At 64.8% G+C, this 19795-nt stretch carries 15 protein-coding genes and 3 pseudogenes; 15 read left to right on the plus strand and 3 right to left on the minus strand.

Annotation, left to right across the window (positions count from 1 at the left end; translation table 11 throughout):
- The first annotated feature begins 148 nt into the window (after positions 1-148).
- Positions 149-1078: a TauD/TfdA dioxygenase family protein gene (locus tag ACTRWB_RS15740; protein WP_446902410.1), complete on the plus strand. Its 930-nt coding sequence runs from the start codon at positions 149-151 to the stop codon at positions 1076-1078.
- 39 nt (positions 1079-1117) lie between these two features.
- On the opposite strand, the pseudogene ACTRWB_RS15745 reads toward ACTRWB_RS15740, so the two are convergent.
- Positions 1118-1219: pseudogene (locus ACTRWB_RS15745) on the minus strand (IS6 family transposase); the annotation flags it as partial.
- A gap of 917 nt (positions 1220-2136) precedes the next feature.
- Between ACTRWB_RS15745 and ACTRWB_RS15750 the strand changes: the two are divergent.
- A pseudogene (locus ACTRWB_RS15750) lies at positions 2137-2959 on the plus strand (S10 family serine carboxypeptidase-like protein); the annotation flags it as partial.
- Positions 2960-4096: 1137 nt separating this feature from the next.
- Here the strand turns inward: ACTRWB_RS15750 and ACTRWB_RS15755 are convergent.
- Positions 4097-4674, minus strand: a pseudogene (locus tag ACTRWB_RS15755) (DDE-type integrase/transposase/recombinase).
- A gap of 186 nt (positions 4675-4860) precedes the next feature.
- Between ACTRWB_RS15755 and ACTRWB_RS15760 the strand changes: the two are divergent.
- Positions 4861-6435 (plus strand): S8 family peptidase, encoded by a 1575-nt coding sequence (locus tag ACTRWB_RS15760; RefSeq protein WP_446902755.1) that lies wholly within the window; start codon positions 4861-4863, stop codon positions 6433-6435.
- 335 nt (positions 6436-6770) lie between these two features.
- On the opposite strand, the gene ACTRWB_RS15765 is transcribed toward ACTRWB_RS15760, so the two are convergent.
- Positions 6771-7955, minus strand: a complete 1185-nt coding sequence (locus tag ACTRWB_RS15765; protein WP_446902411.1) for a porin — start codon at positions 7953-7955, stop codon at positions 6771-6773.
- Between ACTRWB_RS15765 and ACTRWB_RS15770 the strand changes: the two genes are divergently transcribed.
- From ACTRWB_RS15770 to ACTRWB_RS15825, 12 genes are all read left to right on the plus strand, one after another.
- Positions 7954-8337, plus strand: coding sequence for a hypothetical protein (locus tag ACTRWB_RS15770; RefSeq protein ID WP_446902412.1), 384 nt, complete (start codon positions 7954-7956; stop codon positions 8335-8337). The genes ACTRWB_RS15765 and ACTRWB_RS15770 overlap by 2 nt on opposite strands.
- Before the next feature lie 105 nt (positions 8338-8442).
- Positions 8443-8787 (plus strand): DUF3088 domain-containing protein, encoded by a 345-nt coding sequence (locus tag ACTRWB_RS15775; RefSeq protein ID WP_343492041.1) that lies wholly within the window; start codon positions 8443-8445, stop codon positions 8785-8787.
- A 41-nt stretch (positions 8788-8828) separates the two neighbouring features.
- Complete coding sequence (locus ACTRWB_RS15780) at positions 8829-9827, plus strand: ABC transporter substrate-binding protein (protein ID WP_446902413.1); 999 nt, start codon at positions 8829-8831, stop codon at positions 9825-9827.
- 588 nt (positions 9828-10415) lie between these two features.
- Complete coding sequence (locus ACTRWB_RS15785) at positions 10416-11276, plus strand: transporter substrate-binding domain-containing protein (protein ID WP_048246563.1); 861 nt, start codon at positions 10416-10418, stop codon at positions 11274-11276.
- Between the two features lie 101 nt (positions 11277-11377).
- Positions 11378-12100: an ABC transporter permease gene (locus ACTRWB_RS15790; protein WP_129518022.1), complete on the plus strand. Its 723-nt coding sequence runs from the start codon at positions 11378-11380 to the stop codon at positions 12098-12100.
- 12 nt (positions 12101-12112) lie between these two features.
- The gene (locus ACTRWB_RS15795; protein WP_446902414.1) at positions 12113-12859 is read left to right on the plus strand and encodes an ABC transporter permease; all 747 of its coding nucleotides are present in this window, start codon (positions 12113-12115) and stop codon (positions 12857-12859) included.
- A gap of 27 nt (positions 12860-12886) precedes the next feature.
- Positions 12887-13678, plus strand: coding sequence for an ABC transporter ATP-binding protein (locus ACTRWB_RS15800; RefSeq protein WP_048246498.1), 792 nt, complete (start codon positions 12887-12889; stop codon positions 13676-13678).
- 7 nt (positions 13679-13685) lie between these two features.
- Positions 13686-15179, plus strand: coding sequence for an HAL/PAL/TAL family ammonia-lyase (locus tag ACTRWB_RS15805; RefSeq protein ID WP_048246497.1), 1494 nt, complete (start codon positions 13686-13688; stop codon positions 15177-15179).
- Positions 15180-15250: 71 nt separating this feature from the next.
- Complete coding sequence (hutC, locus tag ACTRWB_RS15810; protein ID WP_048246496.1) at positions 15251-16006, plus strand: histidine utilization repressor; 756 nt, start codon at positions 15251-15253, stop codon at positions 16004-16006.
- A 387-nt stretch (positions 16007-16393) separates the two neighbouring features.
- Positions 16394-17890 (plus strand): MFS transporter, encoded by a 1497-nt coding sequence (locus ACTRWB_RS15815; protein WP_446902415.1) that lies wholly within the window; start codon positions 16394-16396, stop codon positions 17888-17890.
- Between the two features lie 8 nt (positions 17891-17898).
- Positions 17899-18486 carry a hydrolase gene (locus tag ACTRWB_RS15820; RefSeq protein ID WP_048246495.1) on the plus strand — a complete coding sequence of 196 codons (588 nt, stop codon included), beginning with the start codon at positions 17899-17901 and terminating at the stop codon, positions 18484-18486.
- Between the two features lie 58 nt (positions 18487-18544).
- Positions 18545-19708, plus strand: a complete 1164-nt coding sequence (locus tag ACTRWB_RS15825; protein ID WP_446902416.1) for a zinc-binding dehydrogenase — start codon at positions 18545-18547, stop codon at positions 19706-19708.
- Positions 19709-19795: the final 87 nt, after the last annotated feature.

A 19795-nucleotide genomic window follows, 5' to 3' on the forward strand; every position in this document is an offset into this window, starting at 1 on the left:
TCCGTGCCCAGCGCAACCGCCGTTGCCACGCGTATGCCCGAGCAGCGATCTTTATGAGCGCAGCAGATAAACGTATCCGAATCGCTTCGTTGACGCAGTCCGGCACGCACTCGTAGATTCGCGTTTTGACCGAATCAGGGGCTGTGCCGTGACGACTACCGCCATCCGCGACGCTGCAACGCTTGCCGCCGGGCATCAGCCCGCCGCGCGGCCGGGCAGTGCGGCGCAGCGCTTCGACATCGTTCCGTTCGACGCGCCGCTCGGCGCGGAAGTGATCGGCCTCGACCTGTCGCGGCCACTCGACGCCGATGGTTTCGCGCGCATCCATCGCGCGCATCTCGACCATCACGTGCTGGTGTTTCGCGACCAGCGCATCACGCCGGACGAACACATCGCGTTCAGCCGCCGCTTCGGCCCGCTGCAGATCCACGTGCTGCACCAGTTCGCGCTCGCCGGGCATCCGGAGGTGCTGATCGTGTCGAACATCGTCGAGAACGGCAAGCCGATCGGGCTCGGTGACGCGGGTCATTTCTGGCACTCCGACCTGTCGTACAAGGAGAAACCGAGCCTCGGTTCGCTGTTGCACGCGCAGGAGTTGCCGGCGGAAGGCGGCGATACGCTGTTCGCGAACATGCATCTTGCATGGGACACGCTGCCGGTCCATCTGAGCCGCGCGATCGAAGGGCGGCGCGCCGAGCACACGTACCTCGCGCGTTATGCGGAACTGCAGGCACGCAGCCCGTGGCGGCCGAATCTGTCGCCCGAGCAGATCGCGCAGGTCGACGCGGTCGTTCATCCGATCGTGCGCACGCACCCAGAAACGGGCCGCCACGCACTGTTCGTCAGCGAACATTTCACGACGCGCATCGTCGGGCTGCCCGAAGACGAAAGCCGCGCGCTGCTCGACGCATTGTTCGCGCACAGCGTGCGTGCCGAGCATCTGTACCGGCACCAGTGGCGCGCGCACGATCTCGTGTTCTGGGACAACCGTTCGCTGATGCATCTCGCCGCCGGCACGCCCGACCACCTGCGCCGCAAGCTGTACCGCACGACGATCGAAGGCGACGCGCCTTTCTGAGCCGCGTGCCGCGTCATTCTTCCGCCTCGGGTCACAGACGGCAGTGGACGGATTTTGGGCCAAACCGGTGAACAGGCGCGGGGCCTCGAACCGTGCCGCGAGTTGTTTTCGATAAAGCGAGGCGTGCAGCAGATGGGGTTTGCCGCGCAGCATCACGACCATCTCGTCGAGGTGCCCGGTGCGGCCCGGCTTGCGCCGCCAGGCCGGCGCCGAAAGTTTCCGCCCATTTCTTGTCGGAGATGGCGTCGAGCATCGCGATCACGGCCGCGCGCGACGCGTCGATTGTCCGCGCCTCGTAGCCGGGCACTTGGCGCCCGAGCAATGCGTCCGAGACGGCGTAGTACGGCGCGTCGTTGGCGGACAAGCCGACAATGACGTGCACGGCCCACCTGCGGTCGCGATGTTCGACCGATATGCCGATCACCTCGACATCACCCAAGTGCATAGCGACCGAAAACACCACGGCGTCGACGGCGCGAGGGAGGGCGACCGGGCTGGCGGTTTCTTGGTGGAGGTACGGGCCACGGATTCAGCTCCTGTCAAATAGCGGCACGTCAACATAGTGCAGCGGCGGCTCGCTTCGTACCAGCGCGAAGAACTTTCCGACGGCGGATATTCGATGACGTATTACGGAGAGCCAAATAAAGAGATTTTGTCTTCTTCACGTCGTCATCTTGAGCCAACTCCACGAAAATTTTACAGAGCGCAAGACGCGACCAGGATCGATTTCGGACGGCTCGTCCATGCTCATCCGCCACTGGACAGCGCTAACTGTATAGATTTGTCGTTTTTTCTGACTAGTCATATTCTGAATTGCGTCGCCTGTGTATATTTGTCATTTGATTTGACTGGTCATTTTTGATGCCATTTCATTCACTGCCGAAATTACCAATCATTACTGTGTCGGCAGCGTAATCCTTTATATTGTTTATTTAGAATTACTAAACTAAAAATTAAGGATAATTATGAAAAGCAACGGAATGACGAAGAAAGGCGGGGGTATGCCGATCCACTATCGGCGCTGCTTCGTGCTACCGCTGGCGATTTCGCTTAGCGCTATGTTGATGACGGGTTGTGGCGGAGACGACGGATCGCCCGCGGTCGCGGCTGCGACGACGCAAACGCCGCCCGCTACGACCGCGCTGGTGGCCGACAAGCCATACAACGATCCGGTTGCGTATGGCAATCGCGCCGACGATTCGATCACTGACGCGAACGAAGACGGAGCGGTCACGCACCACGTCGTCACGGTCAACGGCCAATCGATTCAGTATACGGCGACGGCAGGCCATCTGGTGACCACCGACCCTGGTAGCTCGCAGCCGAACGCGAAAGTGTTTTACGTCGCCTATACCGCGGACGGCAAGAAGGCCAGTTCGCGGCCCGTCACGTTCTTCTACAACGGCGGCCCGGGTTCCGCCTCCGTGTGGCTACTGCTCGGCTCGTACGCACCGAAACGGATCAAGACGTCGATGCCGGACTACACGCCCCCGGCGCCGTATTCGATTGAGACGAATCCCGATAGCCTGCTTGACAAGACCGATCTCGTCTTCATCAATCCGGTCGGAACTGGCTATTCGACCGCGATTGCCCCGGCGAAGAACAAAGACTTTTGGGGCGTCGATAAGGATGCGACATCGCTCACGCAGTTCATCAAGCGCTACCTCACCGCGAACCAACGCTGGAATTCACCGAAATTCCTGTATGGCGAATCGTACGGCACTCCGCGCACGGCTGTGCTCGCTAATGCGCTGCATGGCGACGGGGTAGATCTGAACGGTGTCGTGCTGCAGTCGTCGATTCTTGATTTCCGTCAGAGCGACAACCCAATCGGCCTCCTGCCGACTTACGCCGCCGACGCGTGGTATCACAAAAAATTCAGCGCACCGACGAGCGCCACCACGCTCGCGGGCGTGATGGACGACGTGACCAAGTTCGCATCCGGAGACTATGCGGCGCTCGCAAAGGACGCAATGTCCGCGCAGGCTGCGAAAACAGCCGCACGCAACGACCCGGTCTTCTCGGCCGCGATCGATCAGGCGTTCGCGGCGGCGGGCAGCCCGTCGAGCATGAAGTGGTCTGACATTATCGGCTTCTTCCAGAAGCAGCCGAACGCGGACGTGCTGTCGCAGAAGACGCAGGCCTACTTTGATGCCTACGACAAGGTCGACCAGTTGCCGGCACCGAGCGACGCCGCCGCGCAACGCGTCGCGCAATACATCGGCATCGACAAGACGCTTGTCACACATGCGAAGCTGATGGTTGATTCGGACGTGTTCCAACGCAACCTGGTTCCGAACCGCAGCGTCGGCGCGTACGACGGTCGCGTAACAGCGACGAATCTCGGCGTGGCAGCAGACATCACCCTCATCAACAACGATGCGTTCGACCGTGCGACCAACGGCGTTTATATCGCCGCGTGGAACGTGTATCTGAATGAGGAACTGAAGTACACGTCGAATTCGACGTTCACGGGCATTACGGCAGTGACGTGGGACTGGACGCATAAGGATCCGACCGGCAAGACCTCGGTCGGCCGCGGCAATCTGAATACCGTGACCGATCTTGCTGCGATCATGAGCATCAACCCGGATCTGAAGGTGTTCCAAGCCAGCGGCTACTACGATGACGTCACGCCGTGGTATCAGACGCGCCTCGACCTGCAGAACATGAAGCTCGATCCGGCGCTGCGGAAGAACCTGCAGATCAAGGAATATCCGTCCGGGCACATGATTTATCTAGACTCTGAATCGCGGACGGCGCTGCGCAACGACCTCCTGCAGTTTTTCCAGAACGTCGGTTCCGATAAGGCTGCGATGGGCCGCATCATGAAGCTGCAGCGTTAGACCAGCTCGCGATGGCTTGAGAAGCCCCGGCGCGCAGCGCAGGCGGTTTGCATGAAAACGAGCGAGACGACCGCCAAGGGCTGGCATGTCACCGGCCCTTGGCATTGCATCGTGGGTCATATTCTCGTTCGCGTATTGCGACCGGCATTGTCACGTTAATCGGGCTGTCACGTTAGCGGACTATGTTCGCAAGAAGCGTGAGAGCAGCCTGTATGTTTCGTGCTGCAGACGGATTCCGGGTGACTTCGGTGAATTCACACCACGTCGAGAAGCGTGCGGCAAGGTGTTTGCGATAAAGGGAGGCGCGCAGCAGATGCCGCTTCAAGGCGAAACGCTGGCGGATCGGTCCGAAGCTCGCGAGGAAAGCCTGAGTGGGCTTCGGGTCGCGAAATCCTCGCATGCGTCGCTCGCGTTCGCGGGTCGGCTGATGACTGTTCTCGGCGCGGTTGTTCACGCGGGCTCCGGGATTTCTGCTTTTGCGGCGGGGTAGCTGTGCAGTTGGTCGGTGACGATCTTGCGCGGCGCTGGCTAGGAACGCAGCACGCGCTGGAAGAAGCGTTTGGCCGCCGCCGTGTCTCGCCGTTTCTGCAACAGGATGTCGAGCTCTGCGCCATGCTCGTCAACCGCGCGCCAGCGCAGCCAAGACTCGCCGCGCAGGCTGAGTTGGATGCGGTAATACCAGCGTACGGCGCAGCTGATGACTACCGCCGGGAACCGGTGTCCGAGGTAGAGTGATTTGCCATTCGTTATTCCGTCATCCTGCGCGATCACCTCCAGCAACGTTGCAATTCCGTAATTTGATATACGTTTGTGGATACCAGTCGAAATACCGTAACTAAAATTAATCGTGAGCCAGGCGAAGGGGCCATGCTTCGCCAACACGATACGTGGATCTCTATGAAGTTCTTTGCAGGCGCAAGATTGTCAGTATTCCTTATTTCAGTTGTTAGTACGCTCACGGGTTGCGGTGGTGGGGATGGCGGGGGAGGCCAGCCGTCGAATGTTTCAACCGTGCCGCCAGCAGTTGTCGGCGGCACGAGCAACAAGCCAACTCCGCCGGCGACGACAACCGATAACACGGACTGCAGCACTTCCAGTACAACGGTGGCGACGGCACCGAGTTCGTCCACTGGGGGCCAAGGTGCGGCAGGCGTGATCGTAAGGCTGTCGCCATTCGAAACCGTCGCCCTTGCTGGGCGAGCGATGGCCGCCGTTACTCCGGAGCGACGGATCGCGGCCGTGATTGATCGAGTCGCTGCGGCGACGGGCAAGCAGGGCGCTGGCGGACGGATCTTTGCGGCTGTGGATGGGGCCGACCGCCCACATATCGAGCGAATGCTTTCGGCCTCGACTGCGCTGGTTGCGTTCGACCGGATCATCCCTGCCGCTAAGCTGGAAGCGCTTGTCAAAGCCTACGCCGCGGACCCGGATGTGGCCGGCGCGGAAGCGGACGATATGATGAACGTCCGTGCGGTACCAACGGATCCGGACTATGCCCAGCAATGGAATCTCTCGAGTCCCACCGTCGGCATCAACCTCCCGGCAGCCTGGGACATCACGACGGGAGCGCCCACAGTGGTGACCGCGGTCCTGGACACCGGATATGTGCCGCACGCGGATCTCGTCACGAATCTACTACCGGGTTATGACTTCCTCACGAGCATTGCGATCGGTAACAACGGGCACGCGCGCGGGCCCGATGCGATCGATCCGGGCAATTGGGTCACGCGTGAAGAAGCGGCCGACCGGTCGAGCCGGTTCTACAACTGCGATCCTCGGGCAAGTACCTGGCACGGGACGAAAGTCGCGGGATTGATTGGCGCCACGGCCAACAACGGTATGGGTATCGCAGGGGTCAACTGGTACGGCAAAATCTTGCCTGTCCGGGTGCTGGGGAAGTGTGGCGGCCCGACGAGCGATGTCATCGACGGACTTCGCTGGGCTGCTGGAATCGACGTGCCGGGCGCGCCTGCGAACCCTACGCCGGCCAAGGTGATCAATCTCAGCCTCGGCGGGAAAGGGCGGTGTGGTGACGAGATGCAACGCGCGATAGACGACGTGATCGCACGAGGCACAACTGTTGTCGTGGCGGCCGGCAACGAGGGGAATCAATTCGGCCTGGACCGTCCTGCGAATTGCCGGGGTGTGATCGCGGTGGGTTCGACGGACAACACCGGTCGCCGTGCGTGGGACAGCAATTTCGGTGCAGACGTGCTGCTAAGCGCGCCCGGCGCCAACGTCCTGTCGACCTCGAATACAGGTTCAACCAGTCCGCAGAAAGATACCTTTAGCGCGGACAGCGGAACAAGCATGGCGGCGCCACAGGTAACGGGTGTGGTCTCGCTAATGCTTACTGTCAATCCGACGCTCACGCCGCGCCGGATCGCCGAGATCCTCAAGCAGACAGCCCGACCTGCTGTCGGCGGGGCGGTGCAGTCGTGCCGCGCGCGCCCCGCCGGTGCCGGCATGCTGGACGCTGCCGCCGCGGTGGCAGCCGCCGCTCGAGACTGACCGGGAGGCTGGCGCGCATGGCGTGTCGACGGTCGTCGTCAGGGTTGCGGGGAGACATGATATCGGCGGAGATTGATATCTCGACCCGATCTCGCTGCACCGTCGACCAATCATGACGACGACCAACACGCCACGCGTCACGCAACAGGCTACCCGCTAGCTTAAGTGAGAGGCTATGTCCGTGTTTCAAGGGGCTGCTCCAAGTTCGGACGCGTATCGCGCGCAGGGGCCGCACGCGGGGAAACGGACATTCTCGGCAACCGGGCGCGACGCGGCAAACAACGATTCCCGCTTTGCTTATCGCGCCTGTTGCGCCGCGCCCGCTGCGCGCGCCGTCAGAACTTCACGCGCAGCCCGCTGACGACCGCGACCTGGCGGTTCGTCGACGATGCGCTGCCGATGTTCGAGATCGCCGCGACCGCGCGATAGCCGCCGGCCGTTGCCGTGCTCGGGTCGCCGGCCGCGAGCTGGTAGATGCCGGACAGGTAGAGATCGGTGCGCTTCGACAACGCGTAGTCGAAACCGAGCGTGAACTGGTGCCAGCGCGGCTTCAGCGTCTGGCCGCCGGTGCCCGGCAGGCCGCTCGCGCGCCCGTCGGTGAACGTGTAGACGCCGATCAGCGTGGCTGCCGGCGTGATCTGGTAGCGCGCGTTCACGTCGTAGTTGTTGAACTTGCGCGACGAGCCGTCGACGTAGTCGAGCTGCGTGTGGCTCCACGCGAAGCCGAGCGTCGCGCGGCCGAGCGCGTAGTTCGCGCCCAGGGCACCGATCTGCTGCTTGAGCACGCCGCCGTTCAGCCCGTAGAAAAACGCGCCGCTGTAGTCGTTGCCGGTGGTCGAGGTCGCACCGCCCACCGCGCCGCTCGTATTCGACGTCGCATTCGGATGATTGAACCGTACGTAACCGCCGCCGAATGACAACGGGCCGTTCACGTAGTTCGCCGACACGCCCCATGCGTTGTTGTTCGAGAACCCCGTGCCCGCGCCGCCGTTCGCCTGGTTGCTGAACGCATAGAGCAGGTCGGCCGTGAAGCCGGCGATCGTGTCGCTGCGGAACTTCACCGCGTTGTTCAGCCGGAAGCTCTGGTTCATGTTGTCGTTGTCGCCCACATGGGTAGCCGGCGACCAGAAGCCGGACCCCGAGTACTGCGCGACCAGATCGGTGATCGGCTCGTACTGGCGGCCGAGCGTCAGCGTGCCGATGCCGCTCTTGCTCAAGCCCACGTACGCGGAGCGGCCGAACAGGCGGCCGCCCTGGCCGAGCCCGCCGTCGCTCGGACGGAACCCGCTTTCGAGTGTGAAGACCGCCTGCAACCCGCCGCCGAGATCTTCCGCGCCTTTCAGGCCCCAGCGGCTGCCGCTCAGCTTGCCGCTCGTCTGCTGGATGTTGCTGGCGCCGCCCTGGTTGTTCGTATAGGCGATACCGGCATCGACGACGCCGTACAACGTGACCGAACTCTGCGCATGCGCGCTGACCGAACCGATCGAAACCAAACCCAGGACTACCGATTTCTTGATCATGACCATCCTCTGTTTTTATGGGTACGTCTGCGAGGATCACGATGCTATTGACGACGGCCGCTCCGATGAACGGCCGATCCGTGGTTTGCAAATCGATGCGCGGCCGATTTGCAATGTGCAATGCCGCAAGCCCGGCATGTGCGTCGCCATCGCATCCGGCACGCATGCTGCGGCGAACGCATCGCACCGACGGCGAACGTCGACCGCCGGAAATGCGCGATCGACGTCATATCGATCGGTGAAATCGTTCGATGTGCGCAATACATGCCGTTCGGTGCGCGATGCATTTACGCAACGACTCGCTGTGCAGCGCACGGCCGATGCGCTATGCGCACCCGCATATCGATTCCGCAAAACGTTGGTAGGGCCGAGAGATGCGTGACGGTAGAGTCGGGCATCCGGTCGCGGGCAGGCATGCACCGGGAACAGGAGGGCGCGCAAGCGCGCATTCGTCCCGGCTGAACAACGAACACGGGAGCCGTTTGACATGAGTCGCGATGTGCTGTTTCTGCTGGAACCGGGCTTTGCCGATCCGAAGCATCCGGGGCAACGTTTCGTCTGTCCGCACGGACTGTCGATCGAAGGGCTGCTGGCAAGCGCGCCCGATCGCGCCGGCCGCCTCGACGTGAAGCGCGTCGGGTTCGAGCGGCCGCGGCATACGGTGATCGAAGCACTCGACGATGCGCACCAGGGCCTGCCGGTGCTCGTGCTCGGCCACGACCAGCCGGCACCGGACGATGCGCAGACGCTCGGCGACGTGCGCTTCGTCACCGACGCGCGCCGCATCCTCGAACTGCTGGCCGCGCGCCACGGATTTCCGGCGCTGCATTGACGCGACGGTTCAACTTCTCATCTGATCGACCGGAGCATCCGATGTCGTCAATTTTGGCGGCACGCCACCGCCTGCTGCTCGCCGGCGCCGCCGTCGTGTCGACTCCCGCGGCCATGCGGGCCGCGTTTGCCGCGCCGGCCATCAACGCCGATCTCGCCGGCACGACGTTGCGCGTCGCGACCTACAAGGGCGGCTGGCGCGCGCTGCTGCAGGCAGCAGGGCTCGGCGATACGCCATACCGGATCGACTGGCGCGAACTGAACAACGGCGTGCTGCACATCGAGGCGCTCAATGCGGATGCGCTCGATATCGGCTCGGGCAGCGAGATTCCGGCCGTGTTCGCCGCGCGCCAGAAAGCGAATGTCCGGTTCATCTCCCGTGCCCGCGAAGACCTGAACAACCAGGTCACGCTTGCGCGCAAGGACACGCCGATCCGCGGCATCGCGGACCTGAAGGGCAAGCGGGTCGGCTACGTGCGCGCGACGACGTCGCACTATTTCCTGTATCGCCAGCTTGCGGAGGCGGGCCTCAGCTTCGACGACATCCAGCCGATCAACCTGTCGCCCACCGACGGATTGTCCGCGTACGACCGCGGCGACATCGACGCATGGGCGATCTACGGCTACAACGGCCAGCTTGCGCGCAATCGCTACGGCGCGCGCGTGCTGAAGACGGGGAAGGGTTATCTGTCGGGCAATTTCCCGGTCTACGCGAATCCCCGCACGCTCGACGATGCGCGTCGTCGAGCGGCGACCGGCGATCTGTTGCTGCGGTTTCGGCGTGCGTATGCGTGGGCGAACGGGCATTTTCATGACTATGCGCTCGTGCAGAACCGCGAGACGCGCGTGCCGGTTGCCGATCTCGTCGCGATGTTCGAGCAGCGCAGCGAAGACTATGCGCTGCTGCCGGTGACGCCCGACGTGGTTGCGCAGCATCAGCAAGTCGCGGATGTGTTCGCCCGGATCGGCGTGCTGGACGGGCCGGCCAATGTCGCGCCGCTGTGGGATACGTCGTTCAACGCGCTGGTGGCGTCGGCGTGAGGTTATGTGAAGAACGGGATGCAGTGCCTGAGTGCGACGCTCACGCGAACCTGCCGGTACGACACCATCCGTCGAGTATCCACCGCGCATCGGCAACCATTGCATCCCACGCACCGATCGCCGGTTGCCGAACGATGCGGACACTGGGATACCACGGCGTCGCCGTCGGCAACCGTTCGTAGCGCCAGTCTACGTGGAGCGGCGACAGCAGAATGGTCGGCAGGTTGAGGCTGACGAGGTCGAAATACTCGATCGAGCATCGACCGGATATCCAATCCGCAGACGCAATGCCGGTCAGCCAAACAGGCTTGTCTCCGCGTGTCGAGTGACAAGCACACAATAATCCAATTCAAAATTTGTCTAGTCATCCTTGCGATTCGTCTAGGTCTGTTGCACCAAATTCGTGCCCGGATTCCCCGCAACGAGGCACGCCGGAGGCCTGTAATTAAGGGATTTCCCGCGTTTACGTCGATTTTTATTGTCGACGCTTGTCCTGCCGTTTTTCTTCTTGCATGCTTGTATAGACAAATTCCTGAGGCGGCTTGCATGACCGAAGGGATGACGAACTTCAACGCAAGGAGAAATCTCGTGAACGGCAAGCGCATCAAGTGGGCAGTCAAGACGATCGGCGTCATCGCGGCCGCGGCGGCAACGCTCGCCGCGCCGGTGCAGGCGAAGGAGTGGAAAACGGTGACGGTGGCGCTCGAAGGTGGCTACGCACCGTGGAATCTCACGCTGCCGGGCGGCAAGCTCGGCGGCTTCGAGCCGGAACTGCTCGCGAATGTCTGCGGCCGGATCAAGGTTCAGTGCAACATGGTCGCGCAGGACTGGGACGGGATGATTCCCGGCCTGCAGGCCGGCAAGTTCGATGTCCTGATGGATGCGATCTCGATCACGCCGGAGCGCGAGAAGATCCTGCTGTTCTCGCGCCCCTATGCGGCCACGCCGGCGACGTTCGCCGTCACCGACACGAAGATCATCCCGAAGGCTGCACCCGGCGCGCCGGCCGTCAAGTTGACCGGTGACGCGAATGCCGACAAGCCGACCGTCGACGTGCTGCGCAAGCAGCTGAAGGGCAAGACGATCGGCATCCAGTCGGGCACCGTCTATACGAAGTTCATCAACGACAGCTTCAAGGACATCGCGTCGATCCGCGTGTACAAGACTTCGCCCGAGCGCGATCTCGACCTCGTCGCCGGTCGCATCGATGCGTCGTTCGACGACGTCACGTACTACGCGGCGAACATCGAGAAAAAGGAAAACGCGTCGATCGTGCTCGCGGGCCCGAAGCTCGGCGGGCCGATCTGGGGGCCGGGCGAAGGTCTCGCGTTCCGCAAGCAGGATGCCGACCTGAAGACGAAGTTCGACGCTGCGATCGGCGCGGCGCTCGCGGACGGCACGGTGAAGAAACTCGCCGACAAGTGGTTCAAGACAGACGTCACGCCGTAAGCGCACGTCCGGCCGCCGCCGCGTAAGCGACACGCAACGACACCGCGACGCGCGGCGGCGCGCATCCTGCCGATTCACTCAACGCTTGCCGGGAGACACGCATGGCGATCCTTGAAATGCTGGGCTTCGGAACCGAAGGCTGGGGCGGTGTGCTGCTGCTCGCCGCGCTGATGACGGTCGCGCTGACGCTCGCCGCGCTTGCGGTCGGCGCCGTGATCGGCGCGGCGATCGCGGCCGCGAAACTGTCACGCCACCGCAGCGCCCGCCTGCTCGGCGATCTCTACACGACGGTGTTTCGCGGCGTCCCCGAACTGCTCGTCATCTACCTGTTCTATTTCGGCGGCTCGACGCTCGTGACGACCATCGGCCAGTGGTTCGGCGCGGAGGGCTTCATCGGCGTGCCGCCGTTCGTGATCGGTGCGCTGGCGGTCGGGATGATCTCCGGCGCGTATCAGGCGGAGGTCTACCGCGCGGCCGTGCTGGCCGTGTCTAAGGGAGAACTCGAAGCGGCCCGCTCGATCGGCATGCCGCGCAGCATGGTGCTGCGCCGCATCCTGATTCCGCAGGTGCTGCGCTTTGCGCTGCCCGGCATCGGTAACGTGTGGCAGCTGAGCCTCAAGGACTCGGCGCTGATCTCGGTCACCGGTCTCGCCGAGCTGCTGCGCACGAGCCAGATTGCCGCGAACTCGACGCACCAGTACTTCGTGTTCTTCGTCGCGGGCGGCGCGCTCTACCTCGTGATGACGGGGCTGTCGAACCGCGTGTTCAACCGGGCGGAGGCGATCGTCGGCCGCTCGTTCCGCCGCAATTTCGCGCGCAACTGACGGAGAGCACGCATGTCCATCGATTTCGACTTCCTCATCGACACGCTGCGCCAGTTGCTCGCGGCCGTGCCGACCACGCTCGGCCTGTTCTTCGCGTCGCTCGTGATCGGCGGCCTGCTGTCGCTCGTGATCGTCACGATGCGCGTGTCGCCGCACTGGCTGCCGAACCGCTTCGCACGCACATACATCCTCGTGTTTCGAGGGTCGCCGCTGCTGATCCAGATGTTCCTCGTGTACTACGGGCTCGGCCAGTTCGGTGTGATTCGCGAGAGCTTCATGTGGCCGCTGCTGCGCGAACCGTATGTGTGCGCGGTGCTGTCGCTGGCGTTGTGTACCGCCGGTTACACGGCCGAGATTCTGCGCGGCGGACTGATGGCCGTGCCGGTCGGGCAGATCGAGGCCGGTTATTCGATCGGCCTGTCGGGCTTCGCGCTGCTGCGGCGCGTGATCGGCCCGATCGCGTTGCGTCAGTGCCTGCCTGCGTATTCGACCGAAGCCGTGCTGCTCGTCAAGTCGACCGCGCTGGCCAGTCTCGTCACGGTGTGGGAAGTGACGGGCGTCGCGCAGCAGATCATCCAGCAGACCTACCGGACGACCGAGGTGTTCGTGTGTGCGGCCCTCATCTACCTCGGCCTGAACTTCATCGTCGTGCGCGTGCTCGGCGCGCTCGAATGGCGGCTGTCAGGCCACCTGCGCGCGCCGAAGCCGGCCGGCACGCCGGCCGCTGCCGAGCGCAACGCCCGGCGCGTCGCGTCCTGAGCGCATCCCTCTTTCCCGGAGAATCCGATGAACACCGCTGCTCCCGTTGCCCTGTCGGTCAGGAACATCCACAAGTCGTTCGGCGATCACCATGTGCTGAAGGGCATTTCGCTCGACGCGCACGAAGGCGACGTGATCTCGATCCTCGGCGCGAGCGGCTCGGGCAAGAGCACGTTCCTGCGCTGCCTGAACCTGCTCGAGACACCCGACGACGGCACCGTCGCGCTTGCCGGCGAGGAACTGAAAATGAAGCGCGCGCGCGACGGCAAGCTGCAGCCGGGCGACCGGCGTCAGGTCGACCGGATTCGTTCGCAGCTCGGGATGGTGTTCCAGAACTTCAACCTGTGGTCGCACATGACGGTGCTCGACAACCTCGTCGAAGGCCCGCTGCGCGTGCAGAAACGCAGCCGCGCGGAAGCGGTCGAGGAAGCCGAGGCGCTGCTCGCGCGCGTTGGCCTCGCGGACAAGCGCGACTACTATCCGGCGCACCTGTCGGGCGGCCAGCAGCAGCGCGTCGCGATCGCCCGTGCGCTCGCGATGCATCCGAAGGTGATGCTGTTCGACGAACCGACGTCGGCGCTCGATCCGGAGCTGGTCGGCGAGGTGCTGCGCGTGATGCGCTCGCTCGCGGAGGAAGGGCGCACGATGCTGGTCGTCACGCACGAGATGGGTTTTGCGCGTCACGTGTCGAATCGCGTGATGTTCCTGCATCAGGGCGAGGTCGATTCGGACGGCACGCCAGGCGATCTGTTCGGCGGCCAGTGCTCGGAGCGCTTCCGGCAGTTCGTATCGAGCCATCACGACCGTTCCGCGAACTGAGGCCGCCATGACCGTATTCCGTTCGGCAAGGCCGCTCGACTGGCGGCAGATCGCGGCGGTGGCCGCGGGCGAACCGCTTGCACTCGCCGACGAAGCGCGCATGCGCGTCGTCGCGGCCCGCGAGCTCGTCGATGAAATCGTCGCGCGCGGCATCCGCGCGTATGGCGTCAACACCGGCGTCGGCGCACTGTGCAACGTGATCGTGTCGCCGGCACAGCAGAGCACGCTGTCGCGCAACATCCTGATGAGCCACGCGGTCGGCGTGGGCGCACCGCTCGGCGCGGCGGAAACGCGCGCGATCGTCGCGGCGGCAATCAACAACTACGCGCACGGTCATTCGGGCGTGCGCGCCGACGTCGTCGACCAGCTCGTCGCGTTGCTGGAACACGATTGCCTGCCGGAGGTGCCCGCGCACGGCTCGGTCGGCTATCTGACGCATATGGCGCATGTCGCGCTCGTCTGCATCGGCCATGGCCACGCGCGCCACCGCGGCGAGCGGATTCGCGGCGACGAGGCATTGCGCCGCATCGGCCGCGCGCCGCTCGTGCTCGGCGCAAAGGAAGGGCTGAGCCTCGTCAACGGCACGCCGTGCGTGACGGGGCTGGCAGCGCTCGCGCTGGCCCGTGCCGAGCGGCTGCTCGACTGGGCCGACTGGGTCGCCGCGATGAGTTTCGAGAACCTCGGCGGGCAGCTCGCCGCATTCGATCCGGCGTCGCTTGCGTTGCGGATTTCGCCCGGCATCGGGCACGTCGGCGCGCGCTTGCGTGCGCTGCTCGCCGACAGCGGCATGCTCGCGGCGGCAAGCGGCCGGCATACGCAGGATCCGCTCAGCCTGCGCACGATTCCGCACGTGCACGGCGCGGCGCGCGACGTGTTCGACGTGACGGCGGAGGTGGTCGATCGCGAACTGGCGTCGGTGACCGACAATCCGATCGTGGCCGGCACGCGCGACGCGCCGGCCGTCCATTCGCAGGCACATGCGGTCGGCGCGGGCATCGCGCTGGCGATGGACAGTCTCGCGGCGGCGATGGCCCAGGTCGCGGCGATCGCCGAACGGCGTCTCGACCGGCTCGTCAATCCGCTCGTGAGCGGGCTGCCGGCATTCCTCGCGACGCCGGGCGGTACCTGTTCGGGCTTCATGATTGCGCAGTACACGGCGGTCGCGCTCGTCGCGCAGAACCAGCGGCTCGCGGGGCCGGCGAGCCTCGACGGCGGCATCACGTCGGGCCTGCAGGAAGACCATCTGTGCCATGCGACGCCGGCCGCGCTGAAGGCACTCGACATCATCGAGAACACGACGCGCGTGCTGGCGATCGAGCTGCTGGCCGCCGCGCAGGCCTACGATCTGCAGGCGGGCAGCGCGTCGCGGGCCGCCCCCACCGACACGCTGTGGCGGCATGTGCGCGAACGCGTGCCGGCGTACCGGGACGACCGGCCGCTCGCGGACGACATCGCGATCGCCGCCGGCATCGTCGCGGGTGTGCCGCCGCCCGTGATGTAACGGCGGGAGACCGGCCGCCGTGACATCGCGGCGGCCAGCGGGCGATCCATCATTCATTCGATCGAGGGCGCATGAACGAAGCGGAACGACAACTCGCCGGCCGGCAGGCGAGCGCACCGGGCGACGACGTGCCGGCGCGCGCGTTGCCGGCCTACCAGCAGATCAAGCGCTACGTCGTCGAGCGGATCGCGAACGGCGACTGGAAGCCCGGCGGCGCGATTCCGACCGAGGCCGAACTGGTCAAGGAGTTCGGCGTCGCGCGGATGACGGTATCGCGCGCGCTGCGCGAGCTGACCGCCGAGCGCGTGCTGACCCGGATCCAGGGCGCCGGCACGTTCGTCGAACGGCGGCATTACGAATCGACGGTGCTGGAAATCCGCAACATCGCGGACGAGATCGCGGAGCGCGGCCATCGGCACAGCGCGCGCGTCTTGCTGATCGAAAGCAGCGACGATCAGGAGGCGGTCGAAGCGCTCGGGCTGCGTTCGGGGCCCGTGTTCCATTCGCGCATCGTGCATTACGAGGAAGAGGAGCCGATCCAGTTCGAGGATCGCTACGTCAATCCGGCGTTGTTTCCCGCGTATCTGGAACAGGACTTCACGGTCGAGACGCCGAATCACTACATGGTGCGGCTTGCGCCGATCCAGCGCGCGGAGTTCCGGATCTACGCGCAGAAGCCCGACGCGCAGGTGCGCCGGCACCTCGTGATGGAAATCGGCGAGCCGTGTCTGTTATTGAGGCGCCGCACGTGGGTCGGCGAGCATGTCGCGACGTCGGTGCGCTTGTGGCATCCGGCATCGCGGTTTCATCTGGCGGGGAAGGTGTGAGCCTGCGGGTCGCCACCCGGCGGCTCAATCCTGCGTAGCGATATGCGTTTCATCGTGCCGGTCTAGAGCGACCGCTCTGAATTCTCGCCGCACTGCCGCATAAAACGGTCATCAACTGGGGGAGGCACGCGGGGCAAATCATTTCGTAGGTACTCGGCAAAATCCGCCGTGCTCCCGGGATAGGGCCGTCTGGTAAGGGGCGCGGCGAGTTTGTCGTCGTCATCCCCGACCTGCCGGAGCCACTTTCGCGCATCCGGCTCGCGATCCGCATTCAAGCGACGAATGTGTGCATCGCAACAATCCATTTCATTCGCGGCAGTCGTCCCGGTAAGGTGAACGCACGTTCGAATTTGCTCGAACGAAGCGAATTCACCACTCGACGATGCCATGAAAACGACTCCCGATCGACCTGCGGAAGCGTCACCCTCGCGCCCCGGCGTCACGCCGGCAGGCGGCGGCAATGGGCGCGCGGCGGGCCTGAGCCTGCCGTCCCGGCTGGTGGGCCCGATCGTGCTCGGGACGCTGCTCAACGCGCTGAACTCGTCGATGATCGCGGTCGCGCTCGTCAGCATCCAGCAGGCGTTCAATCCGCAGGGGCATGAACGCATCGACACGATGTGGCTCGTGTCGGGCCTCTATCTCGCGACGGCCGTCGGCCAGCCGACGATGGGGCGGCTCGCCGACCGGTTCGGCGCGAAACGGATCTTCTGCATCGGCCTCGCGATCGTCTTGATCGCATCTGCGCTCGCGCCGTTCGCGCCGTCGCTCGGGTGGCTGATCGCATCGCGCGTCGCGCTCGGCATCGGCACGTCCGCCGCGTATCCGGCCGGCATGGCGATGATCCGCACGTGGTCGCAGCGGCACGCGAACGGCGCGACGCCGACAGGCGGCCTCGGTGCGATCTCGGTCGCGGCGCAGGTGGCCGTCGCGTTCGGGCCGCCGCTCGGCGGCGCGCTCGTGCAGTTTGCCGGCTGGCGCGCGATCTTCTGGATCAACGTGCCGATCGTGCTGCTGGCCTTCGTGCTGGCGTGGCTGTGGATTCCGGCCGACGTCGTCCCGCGCGGCGCGCAGGAACGCCGCACGCTGCGGGGCACGCTGAAGGAGCTGGACCTGCCGGGCGTCGCGCTGTTCGTCCTGACGCTCGCGAGCCTGCTGCTGTTCCTGCAATCGGTATCGCACGAGCCCGACTGGCTGCTGCTGGTCGCGACGCTGGTCCTGTGCCCGATGCTGGTCGGGCGCGAGCGGCGGGCCGCGGCGCCGCTGATCGACATCCGCATGCTGAGCGACAACCGCGCACTCACGAGCACGTACCTGCGCTGCGTCGGCACCTACGCGGTGTTCTACGCGATCTTCTATGCACTGCCGATGTGGCTGCAGGAAGCCAAGCACCTGTCTGCCGCCGATGCCGGCCTCGTGATGCTGCCGGTCGCCGGGATCGGCACCGTGGCGACGATGTTCGCGACCCGCCTCGCGCACCGTCACGGCTCGCGGCCGGTGCTGATCATCGGCTCCGCGATGCTGTGCGTCGGCAGCGTCGTGATGAGTCTCCTCACCAGCGCGATGCCGGTCTGGTCGATCGTGCTGCTGTCGATCGTGTTCGGCGTGCCGAACGGCTTCAACAATCTCGGCAACCAGGCGGCGCTCTACCAGAGCGCGCCGCACGACCGGATCGGCACGGCCTCGGGGCTGTACCGCACCGCGCAGTATGTCGGCGGCAGCCTGTCGTTTGCGCTCGTCGGGCTGGCGCTCGGCCATCCGGCGAGCGATCGCGGCCTGCGCGAGCTGGCCATTGTCCTGGCGGTCATCAGCGTGCTGCTGCTGCTCAACGCAGCATCGAGCCGGCACCTGGACGCCGCCGCTTCTTCCATCTCCCAACAGAAGTGAGGTTTTACATGTCCATTCCGACGCTCAATCGCACGGTCGCCCTGGTCGCCATCGATCTGCAGAACGGCATCGTGTCGCTGCCGGTCGTGCCGTACACCGGCGCGCAGGTCGTGGCGAAGACGGTCGAGCTCGCGACCGCGTTCCGCGCGCTGCAGCTTCCCGTCATCTACGTGCACACGAGCTACCAGCCGGACGGCGGCGTCGCGCTGAAGGTCAAGACGGATGCGCCGTCGGCGCCGCCGAATCTCGATCCCGAATGGAGCGCGTTCGCGCCGGCGCTTGGCGTGGCGCCGTCCGACATCGTCGTGACGAAGCACCAGTGGGGCGCGTTCACCGGCACCGACCTGGACGTGCAGCTGCGCCGGCGCGGCATCACGGACATCGTGCTGACCGGGATCGCAACCAACATCGGCGTCGAATCGACGGCGCGCCAGGCATACGAGAACAACTACAACGTCGTCGTCGTCAGCGACGCGGTCAGCACGTCGTCCACCGACGCGCAGACCTTCGCGCTGACGCAGATCTTCCCGAAGCTCGGGCAGGTGGCCGCGACGGCCGACGTGGAGGCGGCACTGGAGCAGGCGTTTTCGCGCTGAACGAAGCGGCGTGTTCGGCGTGCACCATTCATACAGAGCCATTTAACGAGGCATGACGATGATCAAGACCGATGCATGGGTTCTTTACGCAGGACCGGAACCGAGCAAGAAGCAGGCGCCCGTGGCGGGCGAGCTGCGTCGCGAAACCTTCGAATTCTCCGATCTGGAAGCCGACGAGGTGCTGGTCGAGCCGCTGTACGGATCGTGGGAAGCGAACCTCGACCACGCGCTGTCGCGCAATCCGGTCGACATCTGCCGGCAGCGCCGCGAGGACAAGATCGTGCTCGGCAACGGTGCGCTGGTGCGCATCGTCGAGCGCGGTCGCGGCGTGAAGACGCTGAAGGAAGGCGAGATCTGCATGGTGATGCCGTTCGGCAAGCGCGACGAATACGGGTTCGCCGAACTCGTCTACGCGTACGACGCACCGGGCACGATCGGCGTGATGGCGCAGCGGACCAAGATGCGCGCCGACAACCTCGTGGCGGTGCCGACGGAAAGCCGGCATTCGCTGCTGCAATGGGCGACGTACGGCCGCTACTTCACCGCGTGGGACAACTGGAAGGTGGCGTCGGCGTGCTGGCGCTCGCAGTTGCCGGACGTCGATCCGGCCGACTACCTGGTGTTCGGCTGGGGCGGCGGCACGACGCTCGCCGAACTGCAGCTCGCGAAGCGCGAGGGCTTTCGCGTCGCGATGACGGCGAGCAACGACCGGCGCCTCGAGGAGCTCGCGAAGCTCGGCATCACGCCGGTCGATCGCCGCAAGTTCCCGAATCTCGCGTATGACGACGAGCGCTACAAGACCGATCCCGAGTATCAGGCGAGCTATCGCGAGTCGGAGCGCGTGTTCGCGGAGACGATCGCCGAACTGAGCGGCGGCCGCGGCGTCGCGATCTTCCTCGACAACCTCGGCGGCGCGCTGTATCGCTCGACGATGCGCGTGGTCGGCCGCACCGGCATCGTCACGACGGTCGGCTGGAAGACCGGGATGCGCCTGTGGAACCTGCGCGCGACGGAGTGCATCAACCGCCGCCTGCACATCCACACGCATGCGTGGCGCTACGACGACAGCATCACGATCCGCGACTTCCAGGAAACGAGCGGCTGGATCGGCGAGGAGCCGACCGAGATCTTCGATTTCGACGAGGTGCCGAAGCTCGCGTCCGACTACCTGAACGGGAAGATCCAGACGTATTTCCCGATCTACCGGATCAACGCCGTCTGAGCGACAGGTCGCGCGCCGCGCCCGCATCTTCGCATGTTGATTAGTCATGCAGACGATGCCGGCGCGCGGCGCGCCGTGCAATCCATT

It is taken from the genome of Burkholderia sp. YIM B11467, assembly GCF_052952715.1.